Below are 22,362 nucleotides of genomic sequence, written 5' to 3' on the forward strand. Positions count from 1 at the left end.
AACCGACGATAAAATCAAACGAAAAAACTAATATATTTGTCCATAGTAAAATAGAAATTATATGGAAAATGTATTTGATGCAAAAGATGCTCAAAACTATATTGATAGAATAAACAAATTGGTGGAAGATACCCATGGTTTGTGGGGGAAAATGACCGTAGATCAGATGTTGGCACACTGCAGTATAACCTATGAGATGATCTATGAACCCGAAAAACATAAGAAACCGGGAGCTATTGCAAAATTTATATTAAAAACATTTGTAAAACCTAAAGTAGTAGGGGAGAAAGCATACCCAAGAGATTCTCCTACCGCTCCGCAGTTTTTGATAACGACCAGAAAAAATTTTCACGAAGAAAAAACAAGATTGATTGGTTTTATCCAAAAGACCCAGCAATTGGGAGCAGATGCTTTTGATGGTAAAGAATCTTTCTCTTTCGGGAAATTAAAAGCCCAGGAGTGGAATAATATGTTTGCCAAACATCTGAACCACCACCTGTCACAATTTGGCGTTTAAAAATCACTGCATGAAAAAACTTTTATTACTCCTCATTCTGACCGCCAATTTTGTGTTGGGGCAGATGCCTGATATTTCAAATACCTGGCTGAACAATAGTAAACCTTATATAGGAACTATTGGAAACAAAGGTCAGGAACTGAAACTTAAAATCAATATTTCTGAACAGAATAAAAAGAATGATCAGGAATATTTTGTTTCAGGATACACTCTTGTAGATACCAGCTATACAAAATTTGAAGGTAAGATTACCATTTCGAAATATAAAGATTCCAAAAAGCAGGGAACTGTATTTGGGGAATATGAGCTGGCAGAAGAGAACAAAGGAAAACATTCAGGGCTTCTTAAAGGAAAATTGGTCTACAACTTCAAATGGAATAAGAAAACAGAAAAAATTGAAGGACAAAATATTGAGCTTGCAGGCGATTGGAAAAGCTATGATGGAACTCTGGAGTTGGCAACCCATTTAAAAAACCAATAATCATGCTGAGAAGAATATTGGCAGTATTGGCTGGGCTTATTGTGGGATCTCTATGCATTACGCTGGTAGAAAATATAGGCCATTATCTGTATCCTCCTCCTGCAAAAGCGGGTACCGGGGATATGGAAGCGCTGAAAGCGTATGTGGGTGAAGCTCCTTTTATGGCGTTATTTTTTATTATTCTTGCCTATGCATTAGCTGCCTTTCTTTCCGGATTTACCGCTACAAAAATTTCAAATAACGGGAAAAATACAGCGGCAATACTCTGTGGAATTATTTTTTTACTGATGACCATTTATATGATGGTAATATTACCTACTCCGATCTGGTTCTGGATCGCAGGAATTCTCGTTTGGGGATTGATTTTCGCAGGACATCAACTCGCTTTAAAAACAAAAAAAATATGAAATTAGGAGCATTTTCAATCAGCTTAAGTGTAAAAGACCTTCAGAAATCTAAGGACTTTTATGAGAAACTAGGCTTTACAACCATGGCAGGAGCTGCAGAACAGAATTACCTGATCCTGAAAAATGGTTCTACATTGATCGGACTTTTCCAGGCAATGTTTGATGGAAATATGCTTACTTTCAATCCGGGATGGGATGAAAATGCACAGAATCTCGAATCTTTTGAAGATGTGCGTGAAATTCAGAAGAGATTAAAAGAAAGCGGAGTTGAAATCGGGAAAGAAGCGGATGAAACCACTTCAGGACCAGAACATATTTATCTGAAAGATCCGGATGGAAACATGATTCTTATAGATCAACACAGATAAGTGTTTGAAAATCAATAAAGACTACTTAAAACAAACTTAACTAATAAAAAACAACTATGGCATCAGTAAACGTTTATTTAACATTTAATGGAAATTGCAGAGAAGCATTCGATTTCTATAAGTCGGTTTTCGGCGGAGAATATCCTTACATCGGAACATTCGGAGAAATGCCTCCAATGGAAGGGAAAGAAGCTTCTGCAGAAGATAAAGACAGAATCATGCACGTTTCTCTTCCGATTTCTAAGGAGACAATATTAATGGGAAGTGATACAGGTGGAGAATGGGCTTCTAACTTTAAAGAAGGAAACAATTTCTCTATTTCTGTGAACGCAGAATCTAAAGAAGAAGCAGACAAATTATTCGGTGGCCTTTCTGCTGGCGGACAGATAACTATGCCAATGGCAGATACTTTCTGGGGAGCTTACTTTGGAATGTTTACCGATAAGTTCGGGATCAACTGGATGGTAAATTATGATGATCCTGCTAAAATGCAGCAACATCCGTAAATTTATTTTTGTATTCAACATATTGAAAAACCGACAGATACCTGTCGGTTTTTTTAATATGTTTTGTAAACTGTTTGTAAGAAATAGCTTTTTACTTCTTTTTAATGACTTTATAGCTTGCTGATTCGGTTGTGATGAGATAAATTCCGTCGGGCAGCTCGGTAATGTCAAACTTATTTTCACCTTTTACCGCTTCTGTAGCTTTCATCAGTTTTCCAGACTGATCATATAAAGAGACTTTATCATTCTTCTTCAGATCCATATGGAAGACTCCCGAAGTTGGATTAGGATAAATATTCCCTTTTTCTTTGATCGTGTTTTCCGAGGTTCCCAGCATTGAAGCTTTTGCCCATGTAAATGCATCGAGGCACATATAGAGATATCCTCCGGTGGATTGCAGCTGGATTTCATCAATGGTTATATTGCTGTTATTCTGGTTATTCAGGGTTGCAAGATCAATCAGAGTAAATCCATTGTTGATACCTGTTGTTCCCGCTGTTGCGTTGAATGTTGTATTAAAGCCGGATGTTTTTGTGGTGGTGAACTTTGTAATTCCGGCTAATTTTCCTGTAACGATCAGCGTTCCTGATGAGGTGGTCTGGTTTAAAGCTGTATTGCTTAAGAATACCCAAAACTTGGATACAGTGAATGAAGAACTGCTTTTAACACTGAATGAAGGAGAATTAATATTGGTTGTTCCTGTATTGTCAATGTAGATATTGTCATTGGCTGTTCCGTTCCATCCGGTGCCCGGATAATTGCTTTGAATTCTAAAAGTTCCGGCTTGTGAAATAATATTGAATGTATATCCATTGCTGGTAAAACTTGTACTGCCGCCAGGTGAAGTTTCAAAAGTTACAGTGGTTATCTGTGCATTGATCGCTGCAATATTGCTTAGGATAACAAAAATTGCAAAAAAGATAATTTTTTTCATGATACAGATTTTTTAGGGTTTACAGAAGACAATACGCTTCCGGTACTATTTGTATTCTCACGAGGTTTTCCTAGAAAGGATACCACAAAGAAACAGTGAAATACAAAGCGATAACAGCGTATTAAATGCCAAATTGAAAAATGCGTAGAAATACGCGATTTTATTATTGGGTATTATTATAATTTTGAAAAATGGATATTATGTTAATTAAAATGAATTTATTTCACAGTATGGTTAGTTTTTTTTCATAACTTGTAATGTGCAGTTACAATAATTTTATTCTAAACCTATTATATAATTTAAAACAAGAAAAACTATGGAACTACCTAAACATGCAGTATCATTACATGATGCTAAAACATGGATTGCAAATTGGCAAAATACAAAAGGGATTGATGGAATGTCTATACGGGCTCATCTTATCCCCGCAAAAGATGTTCATGATATTTTCGTTAAAGACAAAGGATTTGAAAAATATCGGGGGTATAATGCAATTACCAATGAAGGAGAATTTAAGTTTCTGATGGTAGGCGTAGGTGCAGATGATAATGATATTGTAGATTATGATAAAGGATATTATGTATATGATATGACGACTCCCTGTCCAAGTGTATGTTCCATTGTGAAATGGTGGAATCTGTAATCTGAAAAACTAAAGATCATTGGATCATTGGATTGAAATATTGTCATTAATTGGAAAAGGCATTCTGCTGATTAATCTGGCAGTATATTGTATAGGCTTTTCTGGTTCTGGAAAAGCCTATACATTTTTCATCGGCTATTTGGCCTGGATATTACTATGTGAAATTGTTTTCTATGTAATGAATTATCAGAAAATTAATAATCTGTTTTTCTCTCATTATTATCTGATAGGTCAGTTTTTGTTACTGGGGTTGTTCTTTCATGAAATTTTAACGGAAAAATATCAGAAGAAAACGGCATGTACTCTTTTAATTATCATTCCTATCGTTCTCGTTATACAGTATATGGTATATCCGGAAAAATATTATGTTTTTAATCTATTTGAAATTTTTGTCACTTCTTATTCTATTATAATTCTGGCATTATTTCATTTATATAATATACTGGATACCCAAAAGAAATACAATTATATAAGCCTGGGACTTTTACTGTATCTGATAAGCAGTACCGTGATATTTTTGTCCGGAAATCTGTATACGGTGATGAATAGGAAACTGCATAAAGAAATATGGGTATTCAATGTTGTTATGTTTATTGTGTACCAGATTTTTATTCTGGCAGAATATCTTTCTTCCCGTAGAAAAAATGTGTAATTACTGTTATGATTTTACAAGATGAATGAGAATACAATTATTTCCACTATTGTTTATACCTTTCTGGCATTTACCTTACTGGCTGTTACCCTGATCATATTTTATTATTTTTCAAATAAGAAAATAACAAGAAATCTTATTCAGAAAAAAGAACTGGAGGTCAGATACGAGAAAGATCTTACTCATGCTATTATAAGTGCTCAGGAAAAAGAAAAGCTGCGGATCGCTCAGGATCTGCATGATGACATCAGCTCAAAACTAAGCGTGGTTTCTTTACATATCCATCTCTTGGATTTTGATAATCTGGCCAGAGAAGAATACAACGATCAGAAAAATAAAATCATACATCTGGTCAACAAAACTGCAGAAAGTGCCAGACAAATCTCTCATGATCTGCTTCCTCCCATTTTAGAAAAGTTTGGACTGCATGCTGCAATAGATGCATTGTGCTCAGAAATTAACCTATCCAAAACCCTACAGGTTACTTATTCTAACAGTCTATATTTTGCAAAAGCAGAAGATGAAAAAAATTTACATATCTTTAGAATACTTCAGGAGCTCATCAACAATTCTATAAAACACGGTGAAAGCACTCATATTGACATAGAATTTTTGGGGAAAGACGGAAAGAATACCTGTATTTATAAAGATGACGGTAAAGGATTTAATATTGATGAAAATACTTTGAAAGGAGGATTAGGGTTGCGAAATATCAGAAGCAGGGTAGAACTGATCAATGGAACACTGAGCATTGAAAGTGAAAACACTAAAGGAATTACTGTTGAATTTACATTTTAAATATTTATAAGATGGAAAAGGATATGATTCGTGTAATAGCTGTAGATGATGAAGCTCTGTTTCGTCAGGGAATTTCATTGTTGATACAGCGAGAGAAAGATATTGAACTGGTAAGCGATTTCAGTAATGGGAAAGAGCTGCTTGATGCACTTATAACGCTGGAAAAACTGCCGGATATCATCCTGATGGATCTCAATATGCCGGAAATTAACGGCGTAGAAGCTACCAAACAAATCCATATCAAATATCCGCAGATCAAGATTATAGCATTAACGAGCTATAATACAAAAGCGTTTATTGTCAACATGATACAGTCAGGAGCTTGTTCTTTTCTTAAAAAAAACTCAAGTCCTGCAGAATTACTCACTGCAATCCGGGAAGTATATAGTAAAGGTTTTTTCTATAATAATGACGTAATGGAAGCATTACATCAAAACCTTACGGAACCTAAAAAGAAAGTTTCCAGTATCTTTGATGCCAATCATATTTCTAAAAGAGAAAAAGAGGTATTGGAATTAATATGTAAACAATACAGCACTTCTGAAATCGCAGATCAACTTTTTTTAAGCTCCAGAACCGTTGAAGGGCATCGCAATAGTCTTCTGCTGAAAACCGGGGCCAAAAATACGGCAGGTTTAGTGGTATATGCCATAGAGAGTAAAATTGCAGATATGAATTACTTAAAAGACAGGTTCGAATAAATATTCTTAGCGCTGTTTTCATTAACAAATTAAATAAAATTTATATTTTCTGATGACATGAGTTTTTGTTTTATAAACAGATGCAGATGATTTGTTTATGAAAAAAATAATAATTTTATACCCTTAAAAAGTAACACTCAGAAAATACAAAAGAATGAAATTTACAATTGAAAACATTAAAGCAGAACACCAAAAAGTAAAAAGCGGTGCCGATTTCCCTCAATATATCCAAGCTATAAAGGCGTTGGGTGTTTCTCACTACAAAGCATATGTCTCGGAGGGTAATACCGAATACTTTAATACCGAAAACCAATCTGTACACACCGGAAGCAAGTATGATTTTCTCACCATTTCCGATACTTTAAACCTTGAAAATTTTAAAGTAAGGCTGAAGCTTCATCAACAAGGAGGAACAGATTACATGACTTTTTGTAAAGATTGTGCAGAAAATGGAATCAAAGGCTGGACAATGGATCTCCATGCCATGACCTGTACTTATTTTGACCAGAATGAAAATGATATTCAGGCAGAACAGGTTCCGGGATAATACTTTATAGATAATACTTGTCAACGACTTCACCTTGATCTCTTTAAATCACACGATAAAATATTGTTTGCTATTATTGATTTAAATTATTAATTTTGTTAAAAACGATAGATAATAATAATTATTAAGCATGAGAAAGGTTTTTACGAAGTTGGCATTCACGGTATTAAGTTTAGGATCAATATTGACATATGCTCAAAAAAATGATATGGGAGCATGGTATATGTATTTTGGAAATAACAAGATCAGCAAGAAGCTGAATTGGCACAATGAGATTCAGTACCGTAATTTCGATGCAGTAGGAGACCTGGAACAATTGCTGATTCGTACAGGGATTGGATATGATCTGACAGAAAATAATAATAATGTTTTACTAGGATATGGTTTCATTCTGAGCCAGCCCTATGTAAACGGGGAGAAAAAAGAGAATATTGAACACAGAATTTTCCAGCAGTTTATAACCAAGCAGAAATTCGGACGTTTTAATCTTCAGCACCGTTACCGTTTGGAAGAACGTTTTCTGGAAGATGATTTCAGGATGAGATTCCGCTATATGATTGGAGTGAATATTCCGATTACCCAAAAGGAAATGCTGCCAAAAACCTTATATGCTTCGGTATATAATGAGATCTTTCTTCATTTTAATAGTCCGGTTTTCGATAGAAACAGAGTCTATGGAGCGTTAGGATATGTCATCAATAAAAATATGAGGATTGAAGCAGGTTATATGAATCAGATTCAGGAAAACAGGAACCGGGGGCAGATTCAGATTGGTTTTTATAACAATATTCCGTTTACTAAAAACTAATATTGATCGGTATCGCTGAATGCTCTGATGAAATCATTATTTAAAAAATAATATAATAAACACAAATAAATAGACACTTATGCATTCAGGAAAAAGGTTTGGAGCCCGTGAGTTCATTAGTTGGACCAGAAGAAGTATCTACGCGCTGATTATACTATCAGCTATTCCTACAGTCCTGTATTTCTTAGGCTGGACATTTCTCTCTGTTCCGTGGCAGCCGATTGCGATCATGGGAACTGCGGTAGCGTTCATTGTAGGATTTAAAAACAATGCCAGTTACAGCAGGCTCTGGGAAGCAAGACAGATTTATGGAGCTATCATTAACGACAGCCGCAGTTTTGGTTATATTCTCAGAGATGCGCTGATTTCAAAAGATTCCGCCACAGTAAAAGAGATGTTTCTACGTCATTATGCATGGCTTACAGCGCTGAGATTTCAGCTTCGCGAGCCAAGAGCATGGGAAAATATGGGGACAGCCCAGTTTGACGAATATTCCAAAAAATATGACATTCCGGAGAGACTTTCCAAACTGAATGAAGAATTGAAAAATTATCTTTCAGAACCTGAACTTCAGTATATTTTAAGCAAAAAGAACAGAGCAACACAATTGATGGCCAGCCAAAGTAAAGCATTGTCTGAAGCCTATGAAAAGGGAGAGCTGAACGATTTCCAATGGACACAGATTAACCAGCAACTGGTAAAATTTACCGATAGTCAGGGAAAAGCAGAAAGAATTAAAAACTTTCCTTATCCCAGAAATTTTTCTTCCATTACCACTTATCTTTTGCTGTTATTTATTGTCTTTGTGCCTTTCGGATTGCTGAAAGAATTTGATAAATTAGGAGAAGGAACTATCGTTGAAGGATGGGCAATATGGTTTAATATTCCGTTTTCTTTACTGGTAACATGGTGTTTTCATACCCTGGACAGTGTAGGAGAAGCGTCTGTCAATCCATTTGAAGGAAGTCCCAATGATGTTCCCATCACTCAGATCAGCCGTACCATTGAAATTGATATGAGAGATATGCTGGATGAATCTGACCTTCCGCCGGCAATTACTCCTAAGAATAATATTGTACTTTAACCCTTTCAGTTTTATATTCTTATAAAACAAAAAGAAATGGACTTAGAGCATAAAGGAAACCTTATAGGTTTCTAAAACCTATAAGGTTTTGGATAATACATTAAGTTATATCCGGAAATAAAAATAACACTTAAAAAAACTGACTTAAAATGATTCACAGCTATGTTATAATATCTATTGCAGTACTGCTGTCTGTGATGATATTGGTAATGATCGGGCAAAAACTAAAAGTCGCTTACCCAATTTTCCTTGTGATTGCAGGATTATTGATAAGCTTTATACCGGGAATGCCTCGTATTGAAATAGAACCTGACCTTGTTTTTCTTATTTTCCTGCCGCCTATTTTGTTTGAAGCGGCCTGGTTCACCTCATGGCAGGACTTTCATAAATGGAGAAAGCAGATTTTTTCCATGGCTTTTGGATTGGTGTTTTTAACCTCGATAGTCGTGGCCTATCTTTCGTCCTCTATCATTCCTGGCCTTACAATAGCCATGGGATTCCTGTTGGGAGGGGTCAATTCCCCGCCGGATGCGGTAGCAGCTACTTCGGTACTGAAGCATATGAAAATCCCTAAAAAGATCACCAGTATTCTGGAAGGGGAGAGTCTTATTAATGATGCATCCAGTTTGATTGTATTCAAATTTGCTCTGGCAGCAGTTATCTCAGGACAGTTTATCTGGAGAGATGCCGTTCAGGATTTCTTTACGATGGCAATTGGAGGAATCGCGGTAGGGGTTGCTGTCGGTTTTCTGTTTGGAGCATTATTGAGGGTCATTCCAACCAACTCCAATATAGATACAATCATCACGCTTATTGTACCTTATATTATGTATGTGGGGGCAGAACATTTTCATTTTTCCGGAGTGCTTTCAGTAGTTACCGGAGGATTGCTGATGTCATATAATTCACATTGTTATCTAAGCCATACCTCAAGGATTCAGTCCGGAAATGTATGGAGTGTCCTGATATTTTTGATGAATACAATCATCTTTATCCTCATTGGTCTTGAACTTCCTATCGTAGTCGAAGGAATGAAAGAATACACCATTTCAGAAGGTATTTTCTACAGTGTGGTTATCGGAGGAGCTATCATCGGGACAAGAATTCTGTACAGTTATGCATTGATGTATTTTCCAAGAGTATGCTCCAAAGAATTAAGATTAAAAGTTCCCAAGCCGGATTGGCGGGAGCCGTTTATCATCAGTTTTGCCGCGATGAGAGGGGTCGTTTCATTGGCTGCAGCATTGTCAATACCAGCTTTTTTACCAAATGGAGAAGCATTTCCCCACCGGAATATTATTTTATTTGTAACTTTCGTTATCATATTGATTACTTTGGTAGGACAAGGATTATTGCTGAGTCCGATCCTGAAATTATTAAATATCCAGGATTCAGGAAGTGAACTGCCGGAAGAAAAACAGGAAGTAATTCTTATGCGTAAGCTGAAAGAAACAGCATTGCACAAACTAGATAATGACTTTTCTGAGCTGGCCATAACAAACAGTCTGGTACGTCATCAAAAACATAAATTGGAAAACGAAATGATGCTGATGGCAGACAAAGCCCAATGTATGGCTTCCACAGGAGATTATGTAACGGCGATTAATGAAAATAAAGATGTCTTGCGTCAGGTTATTCAGGCACAGAGAAACGAATTGCACAGAATGAAAAGAGAAAAGATATTTGATGATCATGTGATGAGAGCCATTGAAATGCAGCTGGATTTTGATGAAGCGAAGATCACCGGCTTTTCACATGGGTAATTAAAAAGAAAACCGTAAAAGTCACAAAAGAATTTAGGCTAAAATGAACCGGCACTTATAGAAAGTTTACAAAATGAAAATCTTAGGATTTTCAGAACTTAAGTGTACTTCTTATTAGTACGAATTTTAACTTAATAAAGCTTAAGTGTTTAAAAACCTTTGTGACTTTTGGGGTTAAATATTTCATATAAAATATTGTAAAATTAAACATATTAAATCCATAATATGAACACACCAATCACTGTTCAGTACAAAATAAATGCTCCGGCTGAAAAAGCCTGGAAAGCATTAACTGATAAAAATGAAATGAAATCCTGGTATTTTGATATCCAGGATTTTGACTTAGAAATAGGGAAGCAATTCAATTTCTATGAACCCGGCGGAGAAAATAAATACCATCATCAGGGTGAAATTTTAGAAATAATACCCAATCAGAAGTTAAAACATACATGGTCATATCCCGATTCTTCACCTTTGAAAACAATGGTCACCTGGGAATTACAATCTGAAGATGGACAGACTGTGATAACGCTGACCCATGAAGGAATTGAAAACTTCAAAGATTTAGGCGACGGATTTTCAAGAGACAACTTTACACAAGGCTGGAAAACGATCGTAGGACAAAGTTTAAAAACATATCTGGAAAACTAAATCATGATTACATTACTGCCTTTTACAATTGAAGATGCACCGTTGCTTATTTCAAAGATAATCGATGAAAGAATGCTTCTTCAATTTGCCGGACCAGCCTACCATTTTCCGCTTACAGAACAACAGTTGGAAAACGATTTGTCTGATAAGAACAGAACCTTATTTAAAATCACAGATCAGACCGGAAATACAATGGGCCATGCTCAGATTTTTTTGAAAGAAAAGACATTTCTTTTGGGAAGAATTCTAATCTGGGATGAAAACAACAGAGGAAAAGGGTACGGAAAAAAAGTAATGCAGGAGCTTCTGAAATACGGTTTCAGTCATTTTGATAAAGAAACTGCAGAACTGAACGTTTACGACTGGAATACCGGAGCTATTGAATGTTACAGAAAAGTAGGTTTTGCTTTTGACCCTGATGTTAAAAGCGAAGCAAAGATTAATCAAGAAACATGGATTTCCCTGAATATGAAAATCCATAGAAACACTTTTGAATTACAGGAATTATGACACAATTTACTGCACTTCGTCCTATTCTCTGGACAGAAAATCTGGATGAAACCATAGCATTTTATATGAATATCCTTGGTTTTACCCTTATGGACCGAAATGACGACTGGCAATGGGCTTCTCTTCGTAAAGATGAGGTACTTATTATGCTTTCTCAGCTTAACCAGCATGAAAACCCTGTTTCAATTGGTTTTTCAGGTTCATTTTATTTTAATGTAAATGAGGTGGATGACCTTTGGGAAGACCTTAAAACAAAAGCCAAAGTCTGTTATGAGATTGAGACTTTTGGATGGGGAATGAGAGAATTTGCAGTCTATGACAACAACGGATATATATTACAATTTGGCCAAGCTGTAGATAATCTTGGCAAGACGGAATAAAATTTGCTATTTTTGGGGAAATATTTAGAAAATCAATGAAAAAAAATATAATAGCAGGTTTCGCAGCGATTTTATTATTGGCATCTTGTAATAAGGATAAAGAGATTCTTAATACATTAAATACCTATAATCTTTCTATGGAGGCGAAAGGGTACCATTTCGGAGATAAGTTTGAGCTTCCGAAAGAGGTGACAGAAAATGCAGAAAGCGTAACGATCAGTTTCGGGGATAAAGAAACAACGGATTTGACTATTGATCCGAAATTTTTTACACTGGGTGATAATGCCGTTACATTCAATATCAAAACAAAAGGGGGTGAAGTTCTGAATCAGGATGCTACCATCAATGTATTTGCAAAAAATCCTGAAAAAAATATTGCGTATCAGATTGTAGCAGAATATCCTCATGATCCTAAAAACTTTGTACAGGGATTCCAGATCGAAGGAAATACAATTTATGAAAGTGACGGGCAAAACGGATCTTCTCAGATTTTAAAGTATACGTTGGGAACAACTACTCCGCTTGCTTCTACCAAACAGGCTCAGGAAGATTTCTCTGAAGGAAGTACCATTGTAGGAGATAAAGTATACCAATTGACATGGCAGAGTAAAAAAGGATATATCTATGATAAAAGTTCTTTAAAGCTGTTGTCAGAATTTGCTTATCCTAATGTATTGGGAGAAGGTTGGGGATTGACGTATGACGGAAAAAGCCTTATCGCTTCTGACGGGAGTAAATTATTGTATTTCCTCGATGTAAATAACCCTTCAAAATTGATCAAATATATTGCTGTTGCGGGAAGTTCTCAGGCATATGACCAATTGAATGAACTAGAATTCCACAACGGATTTATCTATGCTAACGTATGGCAGAAGCCTATTGTTTTAAAGATCAATCCTGCCAATGGGGAAGTCGTGGGAACATTTGACTTTACAGAAATTGCAAAACAGAATACCAAAGGAAGTGATGACGTGCTGAACGGAATTACCTTCAAAGGAGATAATATGCTGGTAACAGGGAAAAACTGGCCAAAGATCTATGAAGTTCAGATCAAATAAGATCTTCATTGATTAATAAAAAATATTGTAGCGCTCTTTGGAGCGCTACTTTCCTTTTTAAGGAGTAAAATTTTAGTATTTTTGATAAATGATTAACAATTTTATTAAGCGAAATATCACTGTTGGTTTTGCAGTTGTTCTTTTGCTGGCCTCATGCAGTAACAACGAAAAAATGCTTGATTCTCTGGCGGATTATAATAATTCAAAAGAGAAAAAAGGCTATCATTTCGGAGATAAAATTGAACTGCCGAAAGAAATTACAGAAAATACAGAAAGCATAGCGGTCAGCTTCAGAGATAAAGAAACAACGGACTTAACGATTGATCCGAAGTTTTTCACTTTGGGAGATAACAATGTCATCTTTATCATCAAAACAAAAGGAGGTGAAGTCCTGAATCAGGATGCTACCATCAATGTGTTTTCAAAAATCCCCGAACAGAATATTCCCTACAAAATAGTAGCTGACTATCCTCATGATCCGAAGAATTTTATTGAAGGCTTTGTGGTAGAAGGAAATACAGTGTATGAAAGCGATGGGATGAACAATGCCTCGCAGCTTATAAAATATACTTTAGGATCATCCGCTCCTGCGATTGTCGCAAAGCAGCCTGCCAAAATTTTTTCTGAAGGTTGTGCCATTGTTGGAGATAAAATATATCAGCTCACTTACCAGAATAAAATGGGGTTTATTTACGATAAAAATACGTTGAAGAAGATATCCGAATTTCCTTTACCCAACATCATCGGAGAAGGATGGGGGCTTACATATGACGGGAAAAATCTGATTGCTACTGATGGTTCCAAAAATCTTTATTTTCTGGATGTAAACAATCCGTCAAAAGTAGTAAAGACGGTTTGTGTCGCCGGAAATACCACAATTTATGATCAGCTCAATGAGCTGGAATATCACAATGATTTTATCTATTCCAATGTTTGGCATAAACCAGTTATTTTGAAGATTAATCCAGCAACCGGAGAAGTTGTAGGAAAGTTTGATTTTACCCAATTGACAAAGGAGAATAGTGGAGGAAACAGTGAACATGTTTTAAATGGAATTGCATTTAAAGGTGACAACATGCTGGTGACAGGTAAAAACTGGTCAAAAATTTATGAAATTGCTTTTAAGTAACCTTCATATATCATAAGGTTTACATGGAGTAGCACGTTCTTTTTTCATCGACAATATGGTCTCGATTTTGCTTAATAGTGAAGAAGATTCTATTAGGTTTTACCCTCTTTTGGATGAAATTATTTTTCAGTATATTCAACACATTAAAAAAACAGAGTGAAGTTTTTAAACATACTATTTTTTTTCCTTTTCTGTACGGTTTCAGCGCAGAGTGTTATTCCTTTGGATACTTTAAAATTGAAAGAAGCCAAAGATATGCTTGCCGATGACTACGGAAGTCTGTATATCTATAAAAGCAAAGATTTTAGCTTTACCAAATATGATTCTTTAGGAAAGCAGATTGGCAAAATGATGTTTACTGTTCCCTACAAAGTGCAGTCGGTACAAAATCCTCTGAATGTGCCTTTGTTTTCTGAAAATGCACAGGATATGAAATTCGTAGATCAGAATATGAATGAAATTCAAAAGCTTGATTTTAAGCAGAAATTTGGTTTTATAAGAATGGCTTATGCAGAAGATCAGCAACAATTGTGGCTTCTGGATGACAGTACAAAACGACTGATACAGTATAATTTCCGAAACGATACAACGATCAATTCATATCCTTTTGACATTAGTTTTGAGGATCTGACGGATATGTTGGTCTATGAAAATAAAGTCTATATTTTAACGAGAAAACACATCAGGATTTATAGCCTGAAATTTGAAAAGCTTTTCGAAGCTCCCTTAGATAACGGGAAAAGATTCAGAAGGGAGAATGATGCCATTCTGGTCATTGCGAATAATTTCATTTCACAATATGTTCCTGAAAAAGGAATGGTAACCGTTTTTGAAGATCAGGATGCGCAAATTGTGGATAAAAACATCCTTTCTTATTTTGAAATCAAAGGGAACAAACTCTATCTTTACAGCCTTGAAAAAGTAAAGAAAGCCAAACAGCAAAAACAGCTGGACGCTCAGCCGGAAACTCTACAGCCTTCTACAGAAAAACCCGTAGAAAAAACTGAAGAAAAACCCAATGAGAATACAGAGAAACCTTCAGACAATACCCTACAAAAATTGATTGAAGATGTTTCCGAAGTTCAGTCTGTAGAAGTAGAAAAGCTTATTAATCAGTAAATACAAGGAAAAAGAATATGCATATTGCAGTTACCGGAAACATCGGAGCAGGAAAAACAACTTTGACGACGATGCTTTCTAAGCATTACGGATGGGATGCACAATTTGAAGACGTAGATCACAATCCTTATCTGGAAGACTTTTATTCAGATATGAGCAAGTGGAGTTTTGCACTTCAGGTATATTTCCTGGGAAGCAGATTCCGTCAGGTGAAGGAGATCAGAGAAAGTGGTAAGAATATTATTCAAGACCGTACCATTTATGAAGATGCCCATATTTTTGCAGAAAACTTAAATGATATGAATCTTCTTTCGGACAGAGATTTCAACAATTACTCGTCCGTTTTTGATTTGATGAAGTCTTTTGTGTCGGCTCCGGATCTCCTCATTTATTTGAAATCAGATGTTCCCAACCTGGTAAAGAAAATCTACAAAAGAGGCCGTGAGTACGAAGCATCTATCAGTATTGAATACCTTTCAAAGCTGAACCAGAAATATGAAAAATGGATCTCCAATTATACAGAAGGAAAGCTTCTGATCGTTGAAGTGGATGATCTTGATTTTGTTGAAAAGCCGGAAGATTTCGGGCTGATTCTGGAGAAAATTGAAACAGAACTTCACGGGCTGTTTTAACATATTTTTATCAGAACATTAAGACATACTCAATTTAATTCTTATTAAATTTGTTTACAACAAGTTTAACTTTTTGAATAATTATATCATGGTAGTTAAAGTTTTACATAACGGGAACTGTTCAAAGTCAAATGCCGTACTGGAGTATCTTGACGAAAACGGAGTGCCTTTTGAGATCATTAATATTGTTGAGGATCCGTTAAGTATTCTTGAGATAAGAACTGTACTGAAAAAACTGAATCAGAGTGTTTTTCATATCATTCGTAAGACGGATAAGATGTATCTTGAAAATTACGCAGATAAAAATTATTCTGAAGAAGAATGGATCAGGATTCTTTCTGAAAATCCATCCTTGATCCAAAGGCCAATTCTGGTAAAAGGCTCAGTGGCGATGCTGGGAAGGCCTATTGAAAATGTGAAATTCTTTATTGAGAAATAAAATAGCAAAAAAAATCCGTTCTATAGAAGAGCGGATTTTTTTATTTTATGGAGCCTTCTTTTCATTTTGGGTTCCCATGATAGCATTATATAAAGCTTCCAGCTCTTTTGGAGGGTAGCCGGAGTCGAAACTTGCAGAAGTATAATCCGTTCCATTGGAAGTGATAATAATGGAAGTTGCTAATGCACGGTCAGAATGTCTTCCTGTGGTTGGTGATGGGAGATCTGCTATTTTGGATAAGGCAATACTTTCCGCCAGTTTGGAGATGTTTTTCCATTCTGAAGGAGTGGTTTTAGAGTTATCTATCAATTCGTTTGTAGTCACCGTTTTTGAAGCTGAGGTAAGAACAATGCTTTTGCTGAACCCTCTTGTTCTTTCCGTTAACTGGATCTTTTCAATTCTTTGTTTCTGGACTTCAGAGGTGATATTCGCTTCGTTATTTCCCTCGTTTTTTTGATGCATACAGCTGGTGGAAGATATTCCCAAAATAACATTAAATAGGATTAATTGGATGTTCATTCTGTTCTTGTTTATTTTTTATATCATAAAAAACCGTTTCATTACTATGAAACGGTCTGTGTTTTTATAATAGAATAACGCCTTCTATTTTTGCCACTTCCTGATAAATTGTTACAACCTGATTCGCATCCAAAACAAATGCATTGATGTTACAGGCCGTGTATTTTCCATTTTTACTTTCACGGTTTCCTAATGTGAATCTGATACCATCAAAAACCTTATATATTTCAGTAAGTTTTGACTGGTCTGTAGGAATAATAAATTTAAATAAATAATCTTCCGGAAAATCATGATGATCCTCCAGTTTTTCCTTCAAAGACTTATAAAAATCTTCAGGATTTGCGTGTTGATTTCCTTGTAATATGTCCATCTCCAATTGTTAATATAATATAAATATAACGAAATTTCTCTTATTTTCCAAATGGTCCTAGCAGAGATTTGGAGTTCTGGTGCTCATAATCTTCAATAATATTGAATAATCCATTGACTAGTTGTTCAGAAGCAAGCTGGCTCAATCCACCTGAGTTCACTGTATTTTTATTTCCTCCTAAAAGACCGCTCAGAAAATTACTTCCCGATAATGCTGAATTGATTGTTTTTACAATTCCATATTCATTCAGTTTCTCATCTACTTTGGGAGCAATAGCAGAAATAAGCTGTTGGGAGGTCTTTTCCTTCAGGATCTGCGTAGCAGTAGTTCCCTGCATGATTCTTGTTACATCCTGAGCGTTCAGGCTGTTTACAGCATCTTGTAAAATGGGCTTTGAGGTGTTTACTGTATAAGCTGCTGCCTGCGCAATATAATCTCTCTCTTTGGCTACCAGCGACGGCGCTACTTTTTCCAGCATAGAGTTGATGTCTCTCAGTTCTTTTGGAAGCGCTTTGTCTACCATATTATTCTGAAGAAAGGCCTCTTTGTTTCCGTAGATTCCCATTCCTTTATCAATACCATTCAGCAGGATTCTTTTAATAATAGAAAGCCCCATATCTGATGTGGCCAGTGATGTACAAGATTGTACAGTGGTGGTAATGACAGCACCAGTCCCGATTAAAAGAGCGGCTGCAATGATATATTTTTTCATTGATCTTTTTATTGTTTATTTCCTAAATGCTTTTCTCAAAAACTGCACCAAAGGTAATTACTATTCTCTATTTAACAAAATATTAAATTCAAGGGCTTGTTTGGTGAATTTTTGTGTTAAAAATGTTAATTTGACATTAATAATATGATATTTATTTTATAATTATTTTGAATATAAAATTATAAAACTAAATGAGTTTTCATTTTTTATCTAATAAAAGGTGATAATTTTTAAATGTTTAAGATAAATTAACATTGTAGGATATTTTTTATATTTTTGGCTAATGTCTTTTTTTGAGATTTTAAATAACTCCACTATTTAAGACAGGTACAAATTTGAATTTATTTGAATAAAATTGAAACTATATGAAACAAAGTAATTTAAAGTACTCATGTCTCATTGCCGTTCTGTACTTTGGTATGAACGTCAATGCGCAGACTACTCCAAAAGATACAACTGCCAAAGAGCAGAAGATCGAGGAAGTAGTTTTGATCGGATATGGGTCTCAGAAAAAAGAAAACGTGACGGGAAGTATCGGAATGATTTCAGCAAAGGATCTTGCCGATAAACCGAACGCTAACCCAATAAGTTCAATACAAGGTAAATTATCCGGGGTACAGATTCTAAATTCCGGTACACCAGGAAGTTCACCCAGAGTAGATATCAGGGGAGTAGGTTCCCTTACTGGTAAAACAGTATTCATTGTTGATGGAATGATCACGGATGATATCTCTTTCCTTGGTTCTCAGGATATTGAATCCATGAGTGTTTTGAAAGACCCTTCCAGTTTAGCAATCTTTGGTGCAAGAGCTGCTAACGGAGCTGTAATTATTAAGACAAAAACAGGAAGAGGGAAACCAATATTCAATTTCAATTCTTATTTAGGAATTAAGAAGGTTACCAATGTTCCTAAGATGGTTAATTCCGACCAATACATTCAGCTTTATAATGAGAAGCTGATGAATGATAATGGAAATCTTAACGGAGCACTTTCCAGAGCGAATTTCCCGGCAGACACAGATTGGTTCAACGAGATTTTCAGAACAAGTATCATTAATTCTAATGATTTTTCTGCTTCCGGAAGCTTAGGAAAGCTTAATTATTATGCAAGTATAGGGAATCTACAGGATGAAGGTAATATTGCTGCAGGACAAGGGATTAATTCAGGATCAGGATTTAATAGACTTAATACAAAATTAAACCTTAGTTATAAGATTACTGATAACTTAACCATCGGGAATAACTTCACGTTTTCCAAAATGCGTACTGATCAGGCAAAAAATCCTTTACTGAATGCTTATAACGCTCCTCCTATTTTCTCTGTGATGAATCCGAATGATGGCGGATATCAGTTCTTTAATGGATATTCTATCCCTAACCCAAGAGCTATACTAGATCTATACCGTTCTCAGAACAGACAGGAAAGATTATTGAACAATGTATGGGCTGAATATAAATTCTTGAAAGACTTTACTTTAAGAATAAGCTATACAACAGATAATTATAATACAAACCTTTACGAGTATACCCCTACATTTAATTATGTTCCTGTTTCTGATCAGAAGCCTAATAAACTGATTACAAGAGATTCAAGAAATAGAAATTATATTTGGGATAATACCTTAAGCTGGAAAAAATCATTAGGAGATCATAACCTTGAAATTCTTGCTGGTTTCTCCAGAACAAGAAACTCCTATTCTCAAACTTATTTAGAGGCTCTTAACGTTAATTATGACGGAACGAATGCTTCTATGAATATTTTCAACGGGACTAATATCATTATGATTGACAAGGATGTAGAAGGATATGATGTAGTTCCTTATCAGGATAGAATTGAGTCTATGTTTGCCAGAGTGAACTATGATTATAAAGGGAAATATCTGGTAAACGGATCTGTTCGTAGAGATGGTACTTCGAAATATTCCTCAGGAGACAGACACAGAGTATTCCCTGCAGTAAGTGCCGGATGGGTAATCTCCAAAGAGAACTTTATGAGCAATCAGAATGTATTCAGTCTTTTGAAACTAAGAGCAAGCTGGGGGAAACTGGGTAATCCGGATGTAACAAGGGCGTATACTTTAAGAACTACAATTCTTAAAGAAGGTGCATATTATGGAAATTCAGGAGCTCCTGCACAGACCATTGACAGAGTGATTGATCCAAACATTGGCTGGGAAACGACAACAGGTAGAGATATTGGTTTGGAAATGGGATTATTCAATAACAAATTGAAAATTGATGCCACCTATTTTGATAAAGATACTAAGGATGTAGTATATGGTGTTACACAAGGAACCGTTTCGGGAGCAAGTAACTGGAAAAACTTTGTTACTAATGCCTATTCATTTAATAACAGAGGTTTTGAAGTTGCCGTAAATTATGATACGAAAATTTCTGATAAAGTAAAATTAGGAGTCTATGGTAACCTTACTACTCTTAAAAATAAAATTACATCCGTATACCAAGGTTCATATCTTGAAACGGGAGCAAGTTTATTTGGAAACTCTATTGTAAGACTACAAAACGGACAGCCTGTAGGAGCATATTATGGATATGAGGTATCTGGGGTATTCCAAACTGATGCTGAAGCTGCCGCTTCTGGTCAAACCGGAGCAAAAGCAGGTTGGCTTAAGTTTGCGGATATAGATGGAAACGGAGTTATTGATACCAGAGATAAAACATTCTTAGGAAGCCCGATTCCGAAAGGAACTTACGGATTTGGAGTTAATTTAAATGTTTATGACTTTGATATTGCCGTTGACTTCCAGGGAGTATTTGGTAACAAGATTTATAACTATAACCGCGAACAGCGTTATGGAAATGAAAACTGGGATCTTGATTTCTACAACAACAGATGGAATGGTGCAGGGACGTCCAATGCATATCCAATGACGACCAATAACCAGTCTGTTATTCTGCCAAGCAGTTTCTTTGTAGAAGATGGAAGCTATTTCAGAATCAGAAATATTACAGTAGGGTATAATTTACCGAAAGACTTTGCAAAATCTTTATTACTTACCAAATTCAGACTGTATCTAAGTGCTCAGAACCCTTGGACAAGTTTTAAATACCATGGATTCTCTCCGGAGATCATGAATACAGACAGAGTGCAAATGGGGGTTGATAATAATATTTATCCAATTTCAGCCATTTATACAATCGGTATGAACTTAACATTTTAATTAGAAGAACATGAAAAAAATATTTTTATCAATCGCTTTATTTTCATTAGTGATAAGTTGTAAAGACGATTATCTGGATATAAAACAGGAAGGAGTAACAGAAGCAGATTCCTTTTTCAAAACTCAGGAAGATGCAATGCAGGCAACAAATGCTATTTATGTGTTTTTAAGAAGCTGGGAAAATTCGGCTTTTCCTTATCAATTCATATTTGGAGTACCGGCAGATGATGTGGTGAAAGGATCTAATCCTGGGGATGCTTCCTTTATCAATGCTTACGACCAATTTACTTACACCGTAAGTGATGATGGAGTTAGAGGATACTGGATCGGACAATGGCAGGCGATAAACAGATGTAATCAGGTGATTACCAATGTTCCGAAAATTGAAATGGATGCCACGTTAAAAACAAGATTGATTGCTGAAGCAAAAATGCTGAGAGCTTATTTTTATTTTAACCTACTGAGAATCTACGGTGGTGTTCCTATCTTTGACGGAATTCCTTCTACTTATACAGTTCCTAGAAACTCTGCAGAAGAAGTGTATAACTTTATTATTTCAGATCTTACCAGTGCAGCGGCTATTCTTCCTCAAACTTATGCAGCAGCTGATCTTGGAAGAGTAACCAAAGGAGCGGCTTTAGGATTGCTTTCAAAGGTGTATCTGTACAAAAAAGATTGGCAGAAAGCATACGAAACCTCTAATCAGGTAATGACTATGGGATATGATCTGGATCCTGACTTCAACCATGTATTCAGAATTGCAGGAGAATTTGGAAAAGAATCTGTATTTGAAGTGAACTGCGAATGTTCCACTCAATTCGGAGGAAGCCAGTATGCTGAAGTACAGGGAGTAAGAAACCAGTTTGGATGGGGATTCTTCACACCATCTCAGGCATTGGAAAATGCATTTGAGCCAGGAGATATCAGAAAAGAACTTACTATTCTTAGAAATGGAGAGACTACTCCGGAAGGAGATCTTATTGCGATGGGAGATCCAAACTCTGTAACGACATTTAACCAAAAAGTATATGTTCCGAAAGCGTTGAATAATAGTGCTTGTGCTTATGGTTCAAGACAAAATATCAGAATCCTGAGATTTGCTGAGATTCTATTAATCAATGCAGAAGCAGCAAACGAATTGGGTAATACCTCTACAGCAACTGCTAACCTTAATAGGGTGAGAAGCAGAGCTCAACTAACAGGAACCACAGCTACAACGCAAGGAGCATTAAGAACAGCTATCTGGCATGAGCGTAGAGTAGAGCTTGCTATGGAAGGAGACCGTTTCGTAGACCTTGTAAGAACGGGACAGGCAGCTACGGTACTTGCTTCTTATGGATTCAAAGCAGGGAAGAACGAATTATTCCCGATTCCATTGGATGCAATGAATGCAAGTTTAGGATTGTTTACACAAAACCCTGGCTATTAAAAATAAATCATAAACATTAGAGG

Annotated in this window: 27 protein-coding genes; 23 read left to right on the forward strand and 4 right to left on the reverse strand. The window is 35.8% G+C overall.

Features of this window, described 5'->3' with window-relative positions:
* Positions 1 to 61: 61 nt before the first annotated feature.
* Genes AC07UM_RS13720 through AC07UM_RS13740 form a run of 5 tightly spaced genes read left to right on the forward strand, consistent with a single transcriptional unit; the run spans position 62 to position 2,279 of the window.
* A complete protein-coding gene (locus tag AC07UM_RS13720) occupies positions 62 to 517 on the forward strand; it encodes a DUF1569 domain-containing protein (protein ID WP_494683690.1) in 456 nt (151 codons plus the stop codon).
* A gap of 10 nt (positions 518 to 527) precedes the next feature.
* Entirely contained in the window at positions 528 to 998 is a 471-nt protein-coding gene (locus AC07UM_RS13725) for a hypothetical protein (protein WP_494683691.1), read from the forward strand.
* 2 nt (positions 999 to 1,000) lie between these two features.
* Positions 1,001 to 1,405, forward strand: coding sequence for a hypothetical protein (locus AC07UM_RS13730; protein WP_494683692.1), 405 nt, complete (start codon positions 1,001 to 1,003; stop codon positions 1,403 to 1,405).
* Positions 1,402 to 1,773, forward strand: coding sequence for a VOC family protein (locus AC07UM_RS13735; protein ID WP_494683693.1), 372 nt, complete (start codon positions 1,402 to 1,404; stop codon positions 1,771 to 1,773). The genes AC07UM_RS13730 and AC07UM_RS13735 overlap by 4 nt, the downstream gene beginning before the upstream one ends.
* A 56-nt stretch (positions 1,774 to 1,829) precedes the next feature.
* Entirely contained in the window at positions 1,830 to 2,279 is a 450-nt protein-coding gene (locus AC07UM_RS13740; protein WP_494683694.1) for a VOC family protein, read from the forward strand.
* Positions 2,280 to 2,370: 91 nt separating this feature from the next.
* On the opposite strand, the gene AC07UM_RS13745 is transcribed toward AC07UM_RS13740, so the two are convergent.
* On the reverse strand, positions 2,371 to 3,213 hold the full coding sequence (locus tag AC07UM_RS13745) for a T9SS type A sorting domain-containing protein (RefSeq protein WP_494683695.1): 843 nt from the start codon (positions 3,211 to 3,213) through the stop codon (positions 2,371 to 2,373).
* A 316-nt stretch (positions 3,214 to 3,529) separates the two neighbouring features.
* Between AC07UM_RS13745 and AC07UM_RS13750 the strand changes: the two genes are divergently transcribed.
* The 16 genes from AC07UM_RS13750 to AC07UM_RS13825 all read left to right on the forward strand — a co-directional run bounded on the left by AC07UM_RS13750 (position 3,530) and on the right by AC07UM_RS13825 (position 16,127).
* Positions 3,530 to 3,856 (forward strand): hypothetical protein, encoded by a 327-nt coding sequence (locus AC07UM_RS13750; RefSeq protein WP_494683696.1) that lies wholly within the window; start codon positions 3,530 to 3,532, stop codon positions 3,854 to 3,856.
* A 19-nt stretch (positions 3,857 to 3,875) separates the two neighbouring features.
* Positions 3,876 to 4,508, forward strand: coding sequence for a hypothetical protein (locus tag AC07UM_RS13755; RefSeq protein ID WP_494683697.1), 633 nt, complete (start codon positions 3,876 to 3,878; stop codon positions 4,506 to 4,508).
* 21 nt (positions 4,509 to 4,529) lie between these two features.
* The gene (locus AC07UM_RS13760) at positions 4,530 to 5,306 is read left to right on the forward strand and encodes a sensor histidine kinase (protein WP_494683698.1); all 777 of its coding nucleotides are present in this window, start codon (positions 4,530 to 4,532) and stop codon (positions 5,304 to 5,306) included.
* 11 nt (positions 5,307 to 5,317) lie between these two features.
* A complete protein-coding gene (locus tag AC07UM_RS13765; protein ID WP_494683699.1) occupies positions 5,318 to 6,007 on the forward strand; it encodes a response regulator transcription factor in 690 nt (229 codons plus the stop codon).
* Between the two features lie 154 nt (positions 6,008 to 6,161).
* Complete coding sequence (locus tag AC07UM_RS13770) at positions 6,162 to 6,554, forward strand: DUF1398 domain-containing protein (RefSeq protein WP_494683700.1); 393 nt, start codon at positions 6,162 to 6,164, stop codon at positions 6,552 to 6,554.
* Positions 6,555 to 6,684: 130 nt separating this feature from the next.
* Positions 6,685 to 7,362 carry a DUF2490 domain-containing protein gene (locus AC07UM_RS13775; protein ID WP_124535285.1) on the forward strand — a complete coding sequence of 226 codons (678 nt, stop codon included), beginning with the start codon at positions 6,685 to 6,687 and terminating at the stop codon, positions 7,360 to 7,362.
* Between the two features lie 79 nt (positions 7,363 to 7,441).
* Positions 7,442 to 8,446 (forward strand): bestrophin family protein, encoded by a 1,005-nt coding sequence (locus AC07UM_RS13780; RefSeq protein ID WP_494683701.1) that lies wholly within the window; start codon positions 7,442 to 7,444, stop codon positions 8,444 to 8,446.
* Positions 8,447 to 8,595: 149 nt separating this feature from the next.
* Complete coding sequence (locus tag AC07UM_RS13785; RefSeq protein WP_494683702.1) at positions 8,596 to 10,209, forward strand: Na+/H+ antiporter; 1,614 nt, start codon at positions 8,596 to 8,598, stop codon at positions 10,207 to 10,209.
* 225 nt (positions 10,210 to 10,434) lie between these two features.
* Positions 10,435 to 10,860, forward strand: coding sequence for an SRPBCC family protein (locus AC07UM_RS13790; RefSeq protein ID WP_494683703.1), 426 nt, complete (start codon positions 10,435 to 10,437; stop codon positions 10,858 to 10,860).
* A gap of 3 nt (positions 10,861 to 10,863) precedes the next feature.
* Complete coding sequence (locus tag AC07UM_RS13795) at positions 10,864 to 11,370, forward strand: GNAT family N-acetyltransferase (protein ID WP_494683704.1); 507 nt, start codon at positions 10,864 to 10,866, stop codon at positions 11,368 to 11,370.
* Entirely contained in the window at positions 11,367 to 11,750 is a 384-nt protein-coding gene (locus tag AC07UM_RS13800) for a VOC family protein (RefSeq protein ID WP_494683705.1), read from the forward strand. The genes AC07UM_RS13795 and AC07UM_RS13800 overlap by 4 nt, the downstream gene beginning before the upstream one ends.
* Before the next feature lie 35 nt (positions 11,751 to 11,785).
* The gene (locus tag AC07UM_RS13805) at positions 11,786 to 12,808 is read left to right on the forward strand and encodes a glutaminyl-peptide cyclotransferase (RefSeq protein ID WP_124535273.1); all 1,023 of its coding nucleotides are present in this window, start codon (positions 11,786 to 11,788) and stop codon (positions 12,806 to 12,808) included.
* Between the two features lie 103 nt (positions 12,809 to 12,911).
* On the forward strand, positions 12,912 to 13,937 hold the full coding sequence (locus tag AC07UM_RS13810; RefSeq protein WP_494684257.1) for a glutaminyl-peptide cyclotransferase: 1,026 nt from the start codon (positions 12,912 to 12,914) through the stop codon (positions 13,935 to 13,937).
* A gap of 156 nt (positions 13,938 to 14,093) precedes the next feature.
* Complete coding sequence (locus AC07UM_RS13815) at positions 14,094 to 15,056, forward strand: hypothetical protein (protein WP_494683706.1); 963 nt, start codon at positions 14,094 to 14,096, stop codon at positions 15,054 to 15,056.
* 17 nt (positions 15,057 to 15,073) lie between these two features.
* The gene (locus tag AC07UM_RS13820) at positions 15,074 to 15,688 is read left to right on the forward strand and encodes a deoxynucleoside kinase (protein WP_103235575.1); all 615 of its coding nucleotides are present in this window, start codon (positions 15,074 to 15,076) and stop codon (positions 15,686 to 15,688) included.
* Positions 15,689 to 15,776: 88 nt separating this feature from the next.
* Complete coding sequence (locus tag AC07UM_RS13825) at positions 15,777 to 16,127, forward strand: ArsC/Spx/MgsR family protein (RefSeq protein ID WP_109739233.1); 351 nt, start codon at positions 15,777 to 15,779, stop codon at positions 16,125 to 16,127.
* Positions 16,128 to 16,172: 45 nt separating this feature from the next.
* Here the strand turns inward: AC07UM_RS13825 and AC07UM_RS13830 are convergent, their stop codons facing one another.
* The 3 genes from AC07UM_RS13830 to AC07UM_RS13840 form a co-directional block, all read right to left on the reverse strand.
* The gene (locus AC07UM_RS13830) at positions 16,173 to 16,646 is read right to left on the reverse strand and encodes a hypothetical protein (RefSeq protein ID WP_494683707.1); all 474 of its coding nucleotides are present in this window, start codon (positions 16,644 to 16,646) and stop codon (positions 16,173 to 16,175) included.
* Positions 16,647 to 16,710: 64 nt separating this feature from the next.
* A complete protein-coding gene (locus AC07UM_RS13835) occupies positions 16,711 to 17,016 on the reverse strand; it encodes a DUF493 family protein (protein ID WP_103233488.1) in 306 nt (101 codons plus the stop codon).
* Positions 17,017 to 17,056: 40 nt separating this feature from the next.
* Complete coding sequence (locus tag AC07UM_RS13840) at positions 17,057 to 17,728, reverse strand: DUF4197 family protein (protein ID WP_103233489.1); 672 nt, start codon at positions 17,726 to 17,728, stop codon at positions 17,057 to 17,059.
* A 365-nt stretch (positions 17,729 to 18,093) separates the two neighbouring features.
* Between AC07UM_RS13840 and AC07UM_RS13845 the strand changes: the two genes are divergently transcribed.
* Together AC07UM_RS13845 and AC07UM_RS13850 are read left to right on the forward strand one after the other, a co-directional pair.
* Positions 18,094 to 20,910 carry a SusC/RagA family TonB-linked outer membrane protein gene (locus tag AC07UM_RS13845; protein ID WP_494683708.1) on the forward strand — a complete coding sequence of 939 codons (2,817 nt, stop codon included), beginning with the start codon at positions 18,094 to 18,096 and terminating at the stop codon, positions 20,908 to 20,910.
* A gap of 10 nt (positions 20,911 to 20,920) precedes the next feature.
* Positions 20,921 to 22,339, forward strand: coding sequence for a RagB/SusD family nutrient uptake outer membrane protein (locus AC07UM_RS13850; RefSeq protein WP_494683709.1), 1,419 nt, complete (start codon positions 20,921 to 20,923; stop codon positions 22,337 to 22,339).
* Positions 22,340 to 22,362: the final 23 nt, after the last annotated feature.

The organism is Chryseobacterium sp. GW821-FHT04C04, from assembly GCF_059420365.1.

Excerpts from the sequence above, each read along its gene's own strand:
- AC07UM_RS13720 (WP_494683690.1), top strand. The coding sequence starts at position 62 with ATGGAAAATGTATTTGATGCAAAAGATGCTCAAAACTATATTGATAGA.
- AC07UM_RS13725 (WP_494683691.1), top strand. The coding sequence starts at position 528 with ATGAAAAAACTTTTATTACTCCTCATTCTGACCGCCAATTTTGTGTTG.
- AC07UM_RS13730 (WP_494683692.1), top strand. The coding sequence starts at position 1,001 with ATGCTGAGAAGAATATTGGCAGTATTGGCTGGGCTTATTGTGGGATCT.
- AC07UM_RS13735 (WP_494683693.1), top strand. The coding sequence starts at position 1,402 with ATGAAATTAGGAGCATTTTCAATCAGCTTAAGTGTAAAAGACCTTCAG.
- AC07UM_RS13740 (WP_494683694.1), top strand. The coding sequence starts at position 1,830 with ATGGCATCAGTAAACGTTTATTTAACATTTAATGGAAATTGCAGAGAA.
- AC07UM_RS13745 (WP_494683695.1), bottom strand. The coding sequence starts at position 3,213 with ATGAAAAAAATTATCTTTTTTGCAATTTTTGTTATCCTAAGCAATATT.
- AC07UM_RS13750 (WP_494683696.1), top strand. The coding sequence starts at position 3,530 with ATGGAACTACCTAAACATGCAGTATCATTACATGATGCTAAAACATGG.
- AC07UM_RS13760 (WP_494683698.1), top strand. The coding sequence starts at position 4,530 with ATGAATGAGAATACAATTATTTCCACTATTGTTTATACCTTTCTGGCA.
- AC07UM_RS13765 (WP_494683699.1), top strand. The coding sequence starts at position 5,318 with ATGGAAAAGGATATGATTCGTGTAATAGCTGTAGATGATGAAGCTCTG.
- AC07UM_RS13770 (WP_494683700.1), top strand. The coding sequence starts at position 6,162 with ATGAAATTTACAATTGAAAACATTAAAGCAGAACACCAAAAAGTAAAA.
- AC07UM_RS13775 (WP_124535285.1), top strand. The coding sequence starts at position 6,685 with ATGAGAAAGGTTTTTACGAAGTTGGCATTCACGGTATTAAGTTTAGGA.
- AC07UM_RS13780 (WP_494683701.1), top strand. The coding sequence starts at position 7,442 with ATGCATTCAGGAAAAAGGTTTGGAGCCCGTGAGTTCATTAGTTGGACC.
- AC07UM_RS13785 (WP_494683702.1), top strand. The coding sequence starts at position 8,596 with ATGATTCACAGCTATGTTATAATATCTATTGCAGTACTGCTGTCTGTG.
- AC07UM_RS13790 (WP_494683703.1), top strand. The coding sequence starts at position 10,435 with ATGAACACACCAATCACTGTTCAGTACAAAATAAATGCTCCGGCTGAA.
- AC07UM_RS13795 (WP_494683704.1), top strand. The coding sequence starts at position 10,864 with ATGATTACATTACTGCCTTTTACAATTGAAGATGCACCGTTGCTTATT.
- AC07UM_RS13800 (WP_494683705.1), top strand. The coding sequence starts at position 11,367 with ATGACACAATTTACTGCACTTCGTCCTATTCTCTGGACAGAAAATCTG.
- AC07UM_RS13805 (WP_124535273.1), top strand. The coding sequence starts at position 11,786 with ATGAAAAAAAATATAATAGCAGGTTTCGCAGCGATTTTATTATTGGCA.
- AC07UM_RS13820 (WP_103235575.1), top strand. The coding sequence starts at position 15,074 with ATGCATATTGCAGTTACCGGAAACATCGGAGCAGGAAAAACAACTTTG.
- AC07UM_RS13825 (WP_109739233.1), top strand. The coding sequence starts at position 15,777 with ATGGTAGTTAAAGTTTTACATAACGGGAACTGTTCAAAGTCAAATGCC.
- AC07UM_RS13830 (WP_494683707.1), bottom strand. The coding sequence starts at position 16,646 with ATGAACATCCAATTAATCCTATTTAATGTTATTTTGGGAATATCTTCC.
- AC07UM_RS13835 (WP_103233488.1), bottom strand. The coding sequence starts at position 17,016 with ATGGACATATTACAAGGAAATCAACACGCAAATCCTGAAGATTTTTAT.
- AC07UM_RS13840 (WP_103233489.1), bottom strand. The coding sequence starts at position 17,728 with ATGAAAAAATATATCATTGCAGCCGCTCTTTTAATCGGGACTGGTGCT.
- AC07UM_RS13845 (WP_494683708.1), top strand. The coding sequence starts at position 18,094 with ATGAAACAAAGTAATTTAAAGTACTCATGTCTCATTGCCGTTCTGTAC.
- AC07UM_RS13850 (WP_494683709.1), top strand. The coding sequence starts at position 20,921 with ATGAAAAAAATATTTTTATCAATCGCTTTATTTTCATTAGTGATAAGT.